We start from the raw sequence: 16327 nt of genomic DNA, 5'->3' as shown, positions 1-16327 counted from the left end.
CCGACAGCAGAAGACGCCTTGGTTCGGGCGATGTGCAACGCATCGCCGTCCGCCATGGTTGGTAGTGGCCAACCGCCAAGCCCGCAAGCCCTGCCTTGTGGGGCAGTAGTCGTCGAAGACCCCATCGTCATGTCTTTGCCCGGAGATCTCATGGCCCAAACATCCACGTACAGCTACACCGAACGCAAGCGCATCCGCAAGAGCTTCGGTAGCCGTGACAGCGTGCTCGAAGTCCCGTATCTGCTGCAGATGCAGCGCGATGCATATACCGCATTCCTGCAGGCCGATACCCCCGCGCAAAAGCGCGGCATCGAAGGCTTGCAGGCGGCATTCAACTCAGCCTTCCCCATCGTCTCGCACAACGGTTTTGTCGAGATGAAGTTTGTTGAGTACAACCTGGCCAAGCCGGCGTTCGACGTGCGCGAATGCCAGACCCGCGGCCTGACCTTTGCCTCGGCCGTGCGCGCCAAGGTGCAGCTCATCATTTACGACCGCGAGTCCTCCACGTCGCAGAACAAGGTGGTCAAGGAAGTGAAGGAGCAGGAGGTCTACATGGGCGAGGTGCCCCTGATGACCGACAAGGGCTCGTTCATCATCAACGGCACCGAGCGCGTCATCGTCTCGCAGCTGCACCGCTCGCCCGGCGTGTTCTTCGAGCACGACAAGGGCAAGACCCATAGCTCGGGCAAGCTGCTGTTCTCGGCGCGCATCATTCCCTACCGTGGCTCCTGGCTGGACTTCGAGTTCGACCCCAAGGACATCCTGTACTTCCGCGTGGACCGTCGCCGCAAGATGCCGGTCACCATACTGCTGAAGGCCATTGGCCTGAACCCCGAGTCCATCCTGGCGAACTTCTTCGTCAACGACAACTTCCGCCTGATGGACAGCGGCGCGCAACTGGAGTTTGTCTCCGAGCGCCTGCGTGGCGAGGTGGCACGCTTTGACATCACCGACAAGTCGGGCAAGGTCATCGTTGCCAAGGACAAGCGCGTCACGGCGCGCCATACGCGTGAACTGGAGCAGTCCGGCACGACCCATATCAGCGTGCCCGAGGACTTCCTGATCGGCCGCGTGGTGGCGCGCAACATCGTCGATCCCGACACCGGCGAGATCCTGGCCAAGGCCAACGAAGAACTGACCGAGGCCCTGCTCAAGAAGCTGCGCTCGGCCGGCGTGCAGGAGCTGCAGGCCATCTACACCAACGAGCTCGACCAGGGCGCCTACATCTCGCAGACGCTGCGCATCGATGAAACCGTGGACGAATTCGCCGCGCGCGTGGCCATCTACCGCATGATGCGCCCCGGCGAGCCGCCGACCGAAGACGCCGTGCAGGCCCTGTTCCAGCGCCTGTTCTACAACCCCGACACCTATGACCTGTCGCGCGTGGGGCGCATGAAGTTCAACGCCAAGGTCGGCCGCGACGAGGCCACCGGCCCCATGGTGCTGTCCAACGACGACATCCTCTCCGTGGTCAAGATCCTGGTCGATCTGCGCAACGGCAAGGGCGAGGTGGACGACATCGATCACCTGGGCAACCGCCGCGTGCGCTGCGTCGGCGAGCTGGCCGAGAACCAGTACCGCACCGGCCTGGCACGTATCGAAAAGGCCGTGAAGGAGCGTCTGGGCCAGGCCGAGCAAGAGCCTTTGATGCCGCACGACCTGATCAACTCCAAGCCGATTTCTGCGGCCTTGAAGGAGTTCTTCGGTGCCTCACAGCTCTCGCAGTTCATGGACCAGACCAACCCGCTGGCCGAAATCACGCACAAGCGCCGCGTCTCGGCCCTGGGCCCGGGCGGTCTGACGCGCGAGCGCGCCGGCTTCGAGGTGCGCGACGTGCACGTCACGCACTACGGCCGTGTCTGCCCCATTGAGACGCCCGAAGGCCCGAACATCGGCCTGATCAACTCGCTGGCCCTGTACGCGCGCCTGAACGAGTACGGCTTCATCGAAACCCCGTACCGCCGCGTGGTGGATGGCAAGGTGACGATGGAGATCGATTACCTGTCGGCCATCGAAGAGGGCAAGTACATCATTGCCCAGGCCAACGCCACGCTGGACAAGGACGGCAAGCTCACCGGCGACCTGGTGTCGGCGCGTGAGAAGGGTGAATCCACCCTGGTATCGGCCGAGCGCGTGGAGTACATGGACGTGTCGCCGGCGCAGATCGTTTCGGTGGCGGCATCGCTGGTGCCCTTCCTGGAGCATGACGACGCCAACCGCGCTCTGATGGGCGCCAACATGTCGCGTCAGGCCGTTCCCGTGCTGCGCCCGGAGAAGCCCATGGTGGGCACGGGTATCGAGCGCGTGGCCGCCGTCGACTCGGGCACCGTGGTCACGGCGCGCCGTGGCGGTGTGGTTGATTACGTCGATGCCACCCGCATCGTGATCCGCGTGAACGACTCCGAGGCCGTGGCCGGTGAAGTCGGTGTGGACATCTACAACCTGATCAAGTACCAGCGCTCCAACCAGAACACCAACATCCACCAGCGTCCCATCGTCAAGCGTGGCGACAAGCTGGCCAAGGGTGATGTGATCGCCGACGGCGCCTCCACCGACCTGGGCGAGATCGCCATCGGTCAGAACATGCTGATCGCCTTCATGCCCTGGAACGGCTACAACTTCGAGGACTCGATCCTGATCAGCGAGCGCGTGGTGGCCGAAGACCGCTACACCTCGATCCACATCGAGGAGCTGGTGGTGATGGCGCGCGACACCAAGCTGGGTGCCGAGGAAATCACGCGCGACATTCCCAACCTGTCGGAGCAGCAGCTGAACCGCCTGGACGAGTCCGGCATCATCTACGTCGGCGCCGAGGTGCAGCCCGGCGACACGCTGGTCGGCAAGGTCACGCCCAAGGGCGAGACCACGCTGACGCCCGAGGAAAAGCTGCTGCGCGCCATCTTCGGCGAGAAGGCCAGCGACGTGAAGGACACCTCGCTGCGCGTGGATCAGGGCTCGCAGGGCACGGTGATCGACGTGCAGGTGTTCACCCGCGAAGGCATTCAGCGCGACAAGCGCGCACAGCAGATCATCGACGATGAACTGAAGCGCTTCCGCCTGGACCTGAACGACCAGCTGCGCATCGTCGAGGCCGACGCCTTCGATCGTATCGAGAAGCTGCTGGTGGACAAGGTCGCCAACGGTGGCCCGCAGAAGCTCGCCAAGGGCACGAAGATCGACAAGGCCTATCTGGATGGCGTGGAGAAGTTCCACTGGTTCGATATCCGCCCCGCCGACGAGGCCGTGGCCGCACAGCTCGAATCCATGAAGAACGCCATGGAGCAGACGCGCCACAGCTTCGACCTGGCGTTTGAAGAAAAGCGCAAGAAGCTGACGCAGGGCGACGAACTGCCGGCCGGCGTGCTGAAGATGGTCAAGGTGTATCTGGCCGTCAAGCGCCGCCTGCAGCCCGGCGACAAGATGGCCGGCCGCCACGGCAACAAGGGCGTGGTGTCGAAGATCGTCCCGGTCGAGGACATGCCCTACATGGCCGACGGCACGCCTGCCGACATCGTGCTGAACCCGCTGGGCGTGCCATCGCGCATGAACATCGGTCAGGTGCTCGAGGTCCACCTGGGCTGGGCCGGCAAGGGCATGGGCCAGCGCATCGGCAACATGCTGCAGGAACAGGCCAAGGCGGCCGAGCTGCGCAAGTTCTTCGAGGAAATCTACAACTCGCGTGGCCGCAAGGAAGAACTGTCCCAGCTGAGCGACGACGAGGTCATGGCCATGGCGCGCGAGCTGACCACCGGCGTACCCTTTGCATCCCCCGTGTTCGACGGCGCCTCGGAAGCCGAGATCAAGGACATGCTCAAGATCGCCTACCCGGACGACATCAAGGAGCGCAAGGGCCTGACCGACACGCGCACCCAGGCCTATCTGTACGACGGCCGCACGGGTGAGCGCTTCGAGCGCCCGACGACCATCGGCTACATGCACTACCTGAAGCTGCACCACCTGGTGGACGACAAGATGCATGCCCGCTCCACCGGCCCGTACTCGCTGGTGACGCAGCAGCCGCTGGGCGGCAAGGCCCAGTTTGGCGGCCAGCGCTTCGGTGAGATGGAAGTGTGGGCGCTGGAAGCCTACGGCGCCGCCTACGTGCTGCAGGAAATGCTGACCGTGAAATCCGACGACGTGCAGGGCCGTACCAAGGTGTACGAGTCCATCGTCAAGGGCGAACACGCCATCGAGGCCGGCATGCCGGAGTCGTTCAATGTGCTGGTCAAGGAAATCCGTTCCCTGGGCCTGGACATCGAGTTGGAACGCTCCTGATCGGGGCCGATTAAATAGAAAAAGTGAGCTGCTCGCGCTTGTTTATCAAAAGATTCAATGTCATTTGATAACAAATTGACTGTCAATCAAGCGCGCACAGCTACGATTTTTGATGCAAGGGAAAGAGTCATATGAAATCGCTACTCGACCTGTTCAAGCAATTCACGCCGGATGAGCACTTTGATGCCATCAAGATCGGCATGGCCTCGCCCGAGAAGATCCGTTCCTGGTCTTTCGGCGAGGTGAAGAAGCCCGAGACCATCAACTACCGCACCTTCAAGCCCGAGCGCGACGGCTTGTTCTGCGCCAAGATCTTCGGGCCCATCAAGGACTATGAGTGCCTGTGCGGCAAGTACAAGCGCCTGAAGCACCGCGGCGTGATCTGCGAAAAGTGCGGCGTTGAAGTCACGCAGACCAAGGTGCGCCGCGAGCGCATGGGCCATATCGACCTGGCGGCGCCCTGCGCGCATATCTGGTTCCTGAAGAGCCTGCCGTCGCGTCTGGGCCTGGTGCTGGACATGACGCTGCGCGACATCGAGCGCGTGCTGTACTTCGAAGCCTATGTGGTCACCGACCCCGGCATGACGCCGCTGAAGAAGTTCAGCATCATGAGCGAGGACGACTACGACGCCAAGCGCAAGGAATATGGCGACGAGTTCATCGCCAAGATGGGCGCCGAGGGCATCAAGGAGCTGCTCGAGGGTATCGACCTCGAGATCGAGATCGAGCGCCTGCGCGGCGACCTGACGGGCTCCGAGGTCAAGGTCAAGAAGAACGCCAAGCGCCTGAAGGTGCTGGAAGCCTTCAAGAAGTCCGGCATCAAGCCCGAGTGGATGGTGCTCGAGGTGCTGCCCGTGCTGCCGCCGGATCTGCGTCCGCTGGTGCCGCTGGACGGTGGCCGCTTTGCCACCTCTGACCTGAACGACCTGTACCGCCGCGTCATCAACCGCAACTCGCGCCTGCGCCGCCTGCTGGAGCTCAAGGCCCCGGAGATCATCGCGCGCAACGAAAAGCGCATGCTGCAGGAGGCCGTGGACAGCCTGTTGGACAATGGCCGCCGCGGCAAGGCCATGACGGGCGCGAACAAGCGCGCCCTCAAGTCCCTGGCCGACATGATCAAGGGCAAGAGCGGCCGCTTCCGCCAGAACCTCTTGGGCAAGCGCGTGGACTACTCGGGCCGTTCGGTGATCACCGTGGGCCCGACGCTCAAGCTGCACCAGTGCGGCCTGCCGAAGCTGATGGCGCTGGAACTCTTCAAGCCCTTCATCTTCTCGCGCCTGGAGGCCATGGGCATCGCCACGACCATCAAGGCGGCGAAGAAGGAAGTCGAAGCCGGCACGCCGGTGGTCTGGGACATCCTGGAAGAGGTCATCAAGGAACACCCGGTCATGCTCAACCGTGCGCCCACGCTGCACCGTCTGGGCATCCAGGCCTTCGAGCCCATCCTGATCGAAGGCAAGGCCATCCAGCTGCACCCGCTGGTCTGCGCGGCCTTCAACGCCGACTTCGACGGTGACCAGATGGCCGTGCACGTGCCGCTGTCCGTCGAGGCGCAGCTGGAGGCGCGCACGCTGATGCTGGCGTCCAACAACGTGCTGTTCCCGGCCTCGGGCGAGCCCTCCATCGTGCCCTCGCAGGACGTGGTGCTGGGCCTGTACCACGCCACCCGCGAGAAGATCAACGGCAAGGGCGAGGGCATGGTCTTCACCGACATCGGTGAGGTGCAGCGCGCGCTGGACGCGGGTGAGGTTGAGCTGGCCACCAAGATCAGCGTGCGCCTGACCGAGTGGAACAAGAACAAGGACACGGGCGAGTTCGAGCCCGAGACCAAGTTGGTCGAGACCACCGTCGGCCGTGCCCTGCTGTCGGAGATCCTGCCCAAGGGCCTGGCGTTCAGCAACCTGAACAAGGCGCTGAAGAAGAAGGAAATCTCCAAGCTCATCAACGCCAGCTTCCGCAAGTGCGGCCTGAAGGAAACCGTGGTGTTTGCCGACAAGCTGCTGCAAAACGGCTTCCGCCTGGCCACGCGCGCCGGTATTTCCATCTGCGTGGACGACATGCTGGTGCCGGCGCAGAAGACCGACATCATCGGTCGCGCCGAGAAGGAAGTGAAGGAGATCGAGCAGCAGTATGTCTCCGGCCTGGTCACGGCCGGCGAGCGCTACAACAAGGTGGTGGACATCTGGGGCAAGGCCGGTGACGACATCTCCAAGGTCATGATGGACCACCTGAAGAAGGAAAAGACCATCGACCGCCACGGCAACGAGGTCGATCAAGAGTCCTTCAACTCCATCTACATGATGGCCGACTCGGGCGCCCGCGGCTCTGCTGCGCAGATCCGTCAGCTCGCCGGCATGCGCGGCCTGATGGCCAAGCCCGATGGCTCCATCATCGAGACGCCCATCACGGCCAACTTCCGCGAAGGCCTGAACGTGTTGCAGTACTTCATCTCCACGCACGGCGCCCGCAAGGGTCTGGCCGACACGGCGCTGAAGACGGCCAACTCGGGTTACCTGACGCGCCGTCTGGTGGACGTGACGCAGGACCTGGTGGTGACCGAGGACGACTGCGGCACCAGCAATGGCTCGCTGATGCGCGCCATCGTCGAGGGCGGTGAAGTCATCGAATCGCTGCGCGAACGAATCCTGGGCCGCGTCGTGGCCGAGGACGTGCTGCACCCCGAGACGCGCGACGTGCTGGTGGCCGCTGGCCGCATGCTGGACGAAGACACGATCGAGGAGATCGAGACCGTCGGCGTGGATGAGGTCAAGGTGCGCACGGCGCTGACCTGCGCAACCCGCTACGGCCTGTGCGCCAAGTGCTATGGCCGCGACCTGGGCCGCGGTGGCCTGATCAACCTGGGCGAAGCCGTCGGTGTGATCGCCGCCCAGTCGATTGGCGAGCCCGGCACGCAGCTGACCATGCGTACCTTCCACATCGGTGGCGCGGCCTCGCGTGCGGCGGTGGCCTCCAGCGTCGAGGCCAAGAGCAACGGCATCATCGGCTTCAACGCCACGATGCGCTATGTGACCAACACCAAGGGCGAGCTGGTGGTGATTGCCCGTTCCGGCGAGATCGTCATCCAGGACGAGCATGGCCGCGAGCGCGAGCGCCACAAGGTGCCCTATGGCGCGACGCTGTCGGTCAAGGCCGACCAGCAAATCAAGGCCGGCACCATCCTGGCCAACTGGGATCCGCTGACCCGCCCCATCATCACCGAGTTCGCCGGCACGACCAAGTTCGAGAACATCGAAGAAGGCCTGACGGTGGCCAAGCAGGTGGACGATGTCACCGGTCTGTCCACGCTGGTGGTGATCGACCCCAAGCGCCGTGGCTCCGCCAAGGTGGTGCGCCCGCTGGTCAAGCTGATCGACGCCAACGGCCAGGAGGTGAAGATCCCGGGCACCGACCATGCGGTGGCCATCGGCTTCCAGATCGGCGCGCTGATCCAGGTGCGCGACGGCCAGGACGTGGGCCCAGGCGAGGTGCTGGCGCGCATTCCGGTCGAAGGCCAGAAGACGCGCGACATCACCGGCGGTCTGCCGCGCGTGGCCGAGCTGTTCGAGGCCCGCAGCCCCAAGGACAAGGGCATGCTGGCCGAGATGACCGGCACCATCTCCTTCGGCAAGGAGACCAAGGGCAAGGTGCGCCTGCAGATCACCGACCCCGATGGCCATATCTGGGACGAACTGGTGCCCAAGGAGAAGAACGTGCTGGTGCACGAGGGCCAGGTGGTGAACAAGGGCGAGCTGATCGTCGATGGTTCGGCCGATCCGCAGGACATCCTGCGCCTGCTGGGCATCGAGGAGCTCTCGCGCTACATCGTTGATGAGGTGCAGGACGTGTACCGCCTGCAGGGCGTGAAGATCAACGACAAGCACATCGAGGTCATCGTGCGCCAGATGCTGCGCCGCGTCGTGGTCGAGAACCCGGGCGAGACCAGCTACATCCAGGGCGAGCAGGTCGAGCGCTCGGAGATCCTCAACACCAACGAGCAGGCGCAAAAGGACGGCAAGATCCCGGCCACCTACTCCAACGTGCTGCTGGGCATCACCAAGGCCTCGCTGTCGACAGACTCCTTCATCTCCGCGGCCTCGTTCCAGGAGACGACGCGCGTGCTCACCGAGGCTGCCATCATGGGCAAGCGCGACGAGCTGCGCGGCCTGAAGGAAAACGTCATCGTCGGTCGCCTGATCCCTGCCGGTACCGGTCTGGCCTACCACCAGGCGCGCAAGGTCAAGGACGCCATGGATGAGGCCGAGCGCCGCGCCATCGCCGAGGCCGAAGCGGCCGAGCTGGCCAGCGCCAATGCCGAAGGCGCTGCCGCTGAGCTCGACGGCAGTGCCGACCTGGCGGACTAAGCCCTGGTACGGCAACCCGGAAATATCGAAACATGAAAGCGCGCCTTCGCACCCACGGCGGCGTTGCAAATCCTCGCGATAGCTACGGCTATCGCTGCGGTTTGCGCCTTGCCCTGGGCGCGAATCCATCACTTTCATTGTGTTCCTCTACTTCCAGGTTGCCGCACTAGCCTCGCCGCTACCATGCTGCTCCCGGCTTGCCAATTGGCGGGCCGGGAGTTTCTTTTTTGGGGTTGTTTCGTGGCGCCGCAGCTTATGAACATGTGGATTTCCTGGGTGCTTCTGGCATTGCTGCTGTTTTGGGCCGTGGGCGCCTACAACCGCCTGATTCGCCTGCGCTCGGCCGCGCTGCAGGCCTTTGGCGCACTGGATGCGCACTGGCAGCGCTGGATAGCGTTGTTGGCGCAATATGCGGCTTCACGTATCGAAGCCACAGAGGACGATGCATCGGCGGGTGGCGCCGCCGACACCCAGGCCGCCCTGGACGCAGCGGCGGCGCAATTTGCCGCCTCTCTGGCAGTGGCCCGGGCCCGGCCGCTGGATGGCGACGCCGCTGCAACCCTGTCGGCAGCGGCCCAGGTGTTGGACACGGCCTGGCAGTCCCTGGCCCATGAGGCGGCCCGGGCGGGCGAGGGCGTGGCGCCACCGGCCCTGGCGCCATGGATACACCAGCGCGAACAGCTGGCGCTGCACGCGGGCGAGGCCAGGCGGCTGTTCAATGAAGCGGTTGGCCAATACAACCACGCTATCGGGCAGTTTCCGGCCAACCTGCTGGCCTGGCTGTTTGGCATGAAGAAGGGGCGCGCGCTGTGACCACCACCAAGCCATCCGCGCCAGGCGGCGCCGCATCGCCGCCCTTGAGCCGCTTGCTGGACGCCACCGCCACCGCCCTGCAGGCGATACGTGCGGGCCAGTCGGGCACGGCCGCGCTCGATGCCAGCGATGCGGCGCTGCGCCCGGCCGTGCAGGCGCTGTTGTTCCAGGTGCTGCGCAACCTGGGGCGCGCCCAGGCCTTGCGCCGGCAGCTGGCACCACGCAACCCGCCGGCGCGGGTGGATGCGCTGCTGTGCACGGCCCTAGCGCTGGCCTGGGACACTGAGGCCGCGCCCTACGAGCCGTTCACCCTGGTGAACCAGGCGGTGCAGGCTGCCAAGCACAGCGCGGCCACGCGCGCCCAGGCCGGCTTTGTCAACGCCTGCCTGCGGCGTTTCCTGCGCGAGCGCGAGGCACTGGTGGTGGCCACCCAGGGTGACGAGGTAGCGGTCTGGAACCACCCGGCATGGTGGATCAAGCGCCTGCGCCAAGACCACCCGGAGCGTTGGCAACAGATCCTGCAGGCCAGCAACCTGCCTGCACCCATGGTGCTCAGGGTTTCAAAGAAAAAAAGTAGTCCAGCGCTTTACCAGCAAGCGCTAACAGCTATCAAAATTGAATCAACATTGGTGGGTGATAGCGGCCTGGCACTGGCCCGTCCGGTGCCGGTGGGCCAGCTACCCGGCTTTGCCGATGGCGTGGTTTCGGTGCAGGACGGGGCCGCGCAGATGGCGGCGCCGCTGCTGCTGGCCGGGCTGGATGCCAGCCAGCCGCTGCGCCTGCTGGACGCCTGCGCCGCCCCTGGCGGCAAGACCGCGCACCTGCTGGAATGGGCTGCCGCGCTGCGCGCGCCATGGCAGGTCACCGCGCTGGAGGTGGACGCACAGCGCGCCGAGCGCATCCACGACAACCTGCGCCGCCTGGGCCTGAGCGCGCAGGTCGTGGTGGCCGACGCCGCACGCCCCGCAGACTGGTGGCAACAGGCCAGCGGCGGCGCCTTGTTCGACGCCATCTTGCTCGACGCGCCCTGCACGGCATCGGGCATCGTGCGCCGCCATCCCGACGTGCGCTGGCTGCGCCGCGAGAGCGACGTGGCGCAGCTGGCGGGCCAGCAGGCGCGCCTGCTGGCGGCGCTGTGGCCGCTGCTGCGCCCCGGTGGGCGCATGCTGTACTGCACCTGCTCGGTGTTCCGGGCCGAGGGCGACGAGCAGATCACGGCGTTTCTTGCGCACAACACCGATGCGCTTTTGCTGCCATCTCCGGGCCATTTATTCCCGGGCAACCCGGATATGCGCCACGCGCTCCCGGACAATGGGCCGGGTGAACACGACGGTTTCTTCTACGCCTTGCTACAAAAAAAGACCTGAATCCGGTGCGCGCGCCTGGGTGCGCTGGTGCGCAGCGCTGGCCTGCCTGCTGGCGCTGTGCTGGTACGCGCCGGCCGCGCAGGCGCAGCAGCATGGCGAGGTCAGCGATCTGCAGCTCGAGCGCGGCGCCGACGGCCTGTACCTCTCGGCCGCGCTGCGGCTGGAGCTGCCCACGATCGTGCAAGATGCCCTGTACAAAGGCATCTCCATGCATTTCATTGCCGACGCCGAGGTGCTGCGCCCGCGTTGGTACTGGACGGACAAGGTCGTGGCGCATGCCACGCGCTATGTGCGTCTGAGCTACCAGCCGCTCACGCGCCGCTGGCGCCTGGCCCAGTCTGCCGCGCCATTTGCGGCCACCGGCCTGGGGGTGTCGCTGGATCAGAGCTTTGATGACCTGCCAGAGGTGCTGGCCGCCCTGGAGCGCATCGCACGCTGGAAGATTGCGGAAGAGGGCGTCATCGACGAGGGCCAGTCCTATTTGGTGAACTTCCAGTTCCGCCTCGACATGTCGCAACTGCCCCGGCCGCTGCAGATAGGCGCCGTGGGCGGCTCCAGCTGGAACATTGCCCTCGCGCGCGGCGCGCGCCTGAGCGCCCAGGAGGCCACGCGGTGAAGATGGGCGAGCAGCGCCCCGCGGGCTCGGCACGCCGGGCGGCGAACCGGGCGCGGGCCCTGCGCTGGGCGGTGGGCCTGGGCGCCGGCGTGATGGGTGCCATAGGCCTGGTGCTGCTGTTTCTGCTCACCCTGGCCACCAACAATCGCGCGCTCTACGAGCGCAACTTTGCCTGGCTGCTGGGCGTGAACGTGCTTGTCGCCGTGGCGTTGTTGGCGGTGCTGGTCTGGGGCGCCGTGCGCCTGGGCGTGCGCGTGCGGCGCGGGCGATTCGGCAGCCACCTGCTGATCAAGCTGGCGGCCATATTCGGCCTGGTGGGGGTGGTGCCGGGGCTGCTGATCTATGTCGTGTCCTACCAGTTCGTCTCGCGCTCCATCGAGAGCTGGTTCGACGTGAAGGTGGAGGGTGCGTTGACGGCCGGGGTGAGCCTGGCGCGCGTCACGCTGGACACCATTGCCAGCGACCTGGCGACCAAGACCCGCGGCGCCAGCAGCCAGCTGGCGCAGGTGCCCGATGCCGCGGCCGGCGTGGTGCTTGAGCGCATGCGCGATCAGCTCGGGGCTTCGGACATGGTGTTGTGGAATGCCGCGGGCCAGCCCGTGGCCGGGGTCGGGCAATCGCGCTATTCGCTCAACCCCGATCGCCCCAGCGCGCAGCAACTGCGCGCCGCGCGCCAGGAGCGCATCAGCTTTCAGATCGAGGGGCTGGACGACATCAACGATCCCATGGCCGCGGAGAACGCACGCGTGCGCGTGCTGGTGCTGGTAGTCCATCCGGGGGTGGGGCTGTTGGCCGAGCCGCGCTACCTGCAGGCCACCCTGCCTCTGCCCCAGGCCCTGGTGGCCAACGCCATCGCCGTGCAGGAGGCCAACCGCGAATACCAGGAGCGCGCATTGGCCCGTGGTGGCCTGCGGCGCATGTACATAGGCACGCTGACCCTGGCGCTGTTTCTGGCGGTGTTCGGCGCGGTGCTGTTGGCGGTGGTGCTGGGCAATCAGCTGGCACGTCCCCTGATTGTGCTGGCAGACGGTGTGCGCGAGGTGGCGGCCGGCAACCTGGCGCCCAAGGCCGCGCTGCAAGGCAAGGATGAGCTCGGTGGCCTGACGCGATCCTTTGCCCTGATGACGCAACAGCTGGCCGATGCGCGCTCGGCCGTGGAGCGCAGCATGGAGCAGCTGGATGCGGCGCGCGGCAACCTGCAGACCATCCTAGACAACCTCACGGCGGGCGTCATCGTGCTCGATCAGCAGGGCGTGATCCAGTCCTCCAACCCGGGCGCCACGCGCATTCTGCGTGCACCACTGGCCGCTCACGAGGGCAAACCCCTGGCCGCCGTGCCCGGTCTGGCCGAATTTGCGGCCACGGTGCAGCAGCATTTCGACGCTTTCTCGCTGGACCATGGCCACCATAGTCTGGATCACTGGCAGCACCCGTTTGAGCTGCATGGCTCTGGCGGCGGCATGCACGCCCAGGGCACCAGCCTGGTCGCACGTGGCGCCGAGCTGCCTAACCACGCGCGTCTGCTGGTGTTTGACGACATCTCCGAAATCGTCTCGGCTCAGCGCGCCCAGGCCTGGGGCGAAGTGGCGCGCCGCCTGGCGCATGAGATCAAAAACCCGCTCACCCCCATACAGCTGTCGGCCGAGCGCCTGGAGCTCAAGCTCACGGGCAAGCTGCCCGACGCCGAGCAGGCCGTGCTCATCAAGTCGGTCAAGACCATCGTCGATCAGGTCGATGCCATGAAGCGCCTGGTCAACGAGTTTCGCGACTATGCGCGCCTGCCCGCCGCCGTGCTGCAGCCGCTGGACCTGAATGCATTGATTGCCGATGTGCTGCACCTGTATGGCGCCGAGACCGCGCAGGTGCCGGTGCAGGCCGAGCTGGACGTGCGTTGTCCGCGCATCCTGGGCGACGCGCAGCAACTGCGCCAGGTGGTGCACAACCTGCTGCAGAACGCGCAAGATGCCACCTTGCAAGCGGCCGAGCAGCAGAAGCTGCCGCCCGCACCTGTGGTCATCGCCACGCGCTGGAGTGAGTCGGCGCAGCGCGTGCGGCTCACGGTGTCCGATTGCGGGCCAGGCTTTCCGGCGTATATCCTGCAACGCGCCTTTGAGCCCTATGTCACCACCAAGGCGCGCGGCACCGGTTTGGGCCTGGCGGTGGTCAAGAAAATTGCCGATGAGCATGGTGCGCGCATCGACCTGGCCAACCGTATCGAGGGCGAGGAAATGAGGGGCGCGCAAGTATCGCTATCATTCGCTCCTGAAGCGGCGGTGGCGCTCTAACAACATCGCGGTACCGGCAGTAAGGATGCATTTACACACATGGCAAACATACTGGTAGTTGACGACGAGCTGGGGATCCGGGATCTGTTGTCGGAAATCCTGAACGATGAGGGGCATAGCGTGGATCTGGCCGAGAACGCCACGCAGGCCCGCAGCGCGCGGCAGGCGAACAGCTATGACCTGGTGCTGCTCGACATCTGGATGCCCGACACCGATGGCGTCTCGCTGCTCAAGGAATGGGCCATGGCCGGCACGCTGACCATGCCCGTCATCATGATGAGCGGCCACGCCACGATAGACACGGCCGTCGAGGCCACCCGCATCGGGGCGTTCTCTTTCCTGGAAAAGCCCATCACCCTGCAAAAATTGCTCAAGGCCGTGGAGCAAGGCCTGGCACGCAGCATTCCCAGTGCAGCGCAGAGTGCACCAACCCCTGACATCGCCGACTCGCCGGACATGGCAACTGCCGGCAACGGTGCACCACCTTTTGCGAGCGCCGTATCGGCGGCCGACCAGCTGCCCTTGTCGCACCAGGGCTTCAATCTGGATCGCCCGCTGCGCGAGGCGCGCGACGGTTTTGAGAAAGCCTACTTTGAGTTCCACCTGGCCCGCGAGGGCGGCTCCATGACGCGCGTGGCCGAAAAGACCGGCCTGGAACGCACCCACCTCTACCGCAAGCTGCGCCAGCTGGGTGTCGACCTGGGCCGCAACAAGCGCGCCGGCTAAGGGTCGCAAATTTTCAAGGTTTCAAATTGGATGCCATTTTTTTGCGCTAGAATCCGTGGCTCAGGCCCGGTAGCTCAGTCGGTAGAGCAGAGGATTGAAAATCCTTGTGTCGGCGGTTCGATTCCGTCCCAGGCCACCAAAAAAACTCCAAGTGTGACAAGCATTTAGAGAAAACGGCGACTCAGGAAGGGTCGCCGTTTTGCTTTGTGGAGTGGAATTGTGCAGCTCGCTGTACAAGTGGGCGATGCGGTCGGGTGCGGGTTATTGCGCAGCACTGCGCGACATGGCGACCCATCATGACCCCCCGGCCGTCCATTTCTGCAAATGGCTAAAGTTTCTTCCTGTACGTGACTCCTCATTTTTGGAGCCGTCATGACAGAGTCTTCCTCTTCCTCTTCCCCCGCTTCCGTTTCCTCGGCCAAATCCACCGGCGCACCGCGCGCTCCCTCCCAGCCCTATCGCCATGGCAAGGGCTGGGCCATCCGACGCTCCTACAAAGGGTACTCGCTGTTTCTGAGCGGTTATCGCAGCGCCGCAGGCGCCTCCAGGGCGATGCGCCAAAAACAGCAGGATATCGACGACCAGCAAAATCCCGCAGGCTATGGCCCCGAACGCACCACCCTGGCCCAGGCGATGCAGGACTACGCCATGGAGCGCCTGCCGTTCAAGAAAGGCGCCGTGCAGGAGGCGCGCCGCATCAATGTCTATCTGCGCAGTGCGGGGCTGAGCCTTCTGGACGTGCAGCCTGTCCCCTCGGCGAAAGAGACGCCATCGAGGCCGGCCGCCTCGACGTATTTTGAGGTGAGCCTGATGCCACACCAGCTCGAGCGCGAGATTCCCAAGGGCCTGGGGGCCCATCGCCGCGCGCAGCTGACGGCCAATGCCAAGACCGACCAGTTGCGGGCCGCGTTGGCCACCACCCCCATGGCGGACATCTCGCGCGAGCTGATTCAGCGCCTGGTGGACCAGATGAGAAAAGACGGGAACAGCGCGGCCACCATCGACCTGGAGCGCTCGGCGCTGCGCGTGCTGTTCAACCACGCTCGGAGCCACTGGCGTTGGGCGGCCCTGTGTGACAACCCGGCCACCCATCTGAAGATGCCTCGCCTGGACAACCAGCGCTCGCGGGTACCGTCGGACCAGCAGCTGTCGCGTCTCGCGCAGGAGTTGGCCCGCTGCAGAAATCGGCAACTGGCGCCCACCCTGGCCTTGCTGGCGGAGACCGCCATGCGTGCGTCAGAGCCACTGAGCCATGCCCGCTGGAAGGACGTGAACTGGACAGAGCGCATCCTGATGCTGGGAGACTCCAAAAACGGCAAACGTGCGGTGCCCCTGTCGGATGGAGCGTTGCAGGCCCTGAGAGCCCTGAGCGCACTCAATGGCCAGGAGCCCGAGGCGCCTATCACCACTGCGACCTACGATGCCCTGGCTGCGGCCTGGCGCCGGGCATGCAAGCGCGCGGGATTGGTGGACCTTCACATCCATGACCTGCGGCATATTTGCGCCACGCGCTGGGCCCGTGTGATGCCCAACGTCCTGCATGTGATGGCGCTGACTGGACATAAGACCTTTGTGTCGGTGCAGCGCTATGCCCACGTGGATGCGCAGGACGTCGTAGGCATCATGCGCAACGCATCGGCGATTTGCGGTCCTCTGGCTGCGACCTTGGTGCCCGCGGGAACGTCGGCGTCTCCAGCTTCGCAAGCCGCAGGGGCAGCGCCTGGCGCGGGGGCTGACGCATCGGCGCCGGAGCAAGCGATGGGCAGCAATGTGCTGGCTTTTCCACAGCGCTGGCGCGCCTAACGTGCGCAAGCTTCGATAGCCTCGCGCAGGGGCTCCTGCCAACCGTCCGCCCCACAGGAAAGCGGCCTTGGCATCCAGGCG

General features: G+C 65.2%; 8 protein-coding genes and 1 tRNA gene. All 9 read left to right on the top strand.

Going from position 1 to position 16327, the window contains the following annotated elements:
* Nucleotides 1–150 precede the first annotated feature (150 nt).
* The 9 genes from rpoB to P4826_RS11045 all read left to right on the top strand — a co-directional run bounded on the left by rpoB (nucleotide 151) and on the right by P4826_RS11045 (nucleotide 16246).
* A complete protein-coding gene (gene rpoB, locus P4826_RS11085) occupies nucleotides 151–4275 on the top strand; it encodes a DNA-directed RNA polymerase subunit beta (RefSeq protein ID WP_317700460.1) in 4125 nt (1374 codons plus the stop codon).
* 131 nt (nucleotides 4276–4406) lie between these two features.
* Nucleotides 4407–8636 carry a DNA-directed RNA polymerase subunit beta' gene (gene rpoC / locus P4826_RS11080; RefSeq protein WP_317700459.1) on the top strand — a complete coding sequence of 1410 codons (4230 nt, stop codon included), beginning with the start codon at nucleotides 4407–4409 and terminating at the stop codon, nucleotides 8634–8636.
* Between the two features lie 261 nt (nucleotides 8637–8897).
* The gene (locus P4826_RS11075) at nucleotides 8898–9449 is read left to right on the top strand and encodes a LemA family protein (protein ID WP_317703757.1); all 552 of its coding nucleotides are present in this window, start codon (nucleotides 8898–8900) and stop codon (nucleotides 9447–9449) included.
* Nucleotides 9446–10816, top strand: coding sequence for a 16S rRNA (cytosine(967)-C(5))-methyltransferase RsmB (rsmB, locus tag P4826_RS11070; protein ID WP_317700458.1), 1371 nt, complete (start codon nucleotides 9446–9448; stop codon nucleotides 10814–10816). Before P4826_RS11075 ends, rsmB begins: the two co-directional genes overlap by 4 nt.
* 19 nt (nucleotides 10817–10835) lie before the next feature.
* Nucleotides 10836–11432, top strand: coding sequence for a DUF4390 domain-containing protein (locus tag P4826_RS11065; RefSeq protein ID WP_317700457.1), 597 nt, complete (start codon nucleotides 10836–10838; stop codon nucleotides 11430–11432).
* A 2-nt stretch (nucleotides 11433–11434) separates the two neighbouring features.
* On the top strand, nucleotides 11435–13717 hold the full coding sequence (locus P4826_RS11060) for a sensor histidine kinase (RefSeq protein WP_317703756.1): 2283 nt from the start codon (nucleotides 11435–11437) through the stop codon (nucleotides 13715–13717).
* A 39-nt stretch (nucleotides 13718–13756) separates the two neighbouring features.
* Complete coding sequence (locus P4826_RS11055; RefSeq protein ID WP_317700456.1) at nucleotides 13757–14443, top strand: response regulator; 687 nt, start codon at nucleotides 13757–13759, stop codon at nucleotides 14441–14443.
* Nucleotides 14444–14506: 63 nt separating this feature from the next.
* Nucleotides 14507–14582: transfer RNA gene (locus P4826_RS11050), tRNA-Phe, on the top strand.
* Nucleotides 14583–14815: 233 nt separating this feature from the next.
* The gene (locus tag P4826_RS11045) at nucleotides 14816–16246 is read left to right on the top strand and encodes a tyrosine-type recombinase/integrase (RefSeq protein WP_317700455.1); all 1431 of its coding nucleotides are present in this window, start codon (nucleotides 14816–14818) and stop codon (nucleotides 16244–16246) included.
* Nucleotides 16247–16327 lie beyond the last annotated feature (81 nt).

This window comes from Diaphorobacter limosus (assembly GCF_033100095.1).
Lineage (GTDB): Bacteria > Pseudomonadota > Gammaproteobacteria > Burkholderiales > Burkholderiaceae_C > Alicycliphilus > Alicycliphilus limosus.
This window is presented reverse-complemented; position numbering and strand designations above follow the sequence as displayed.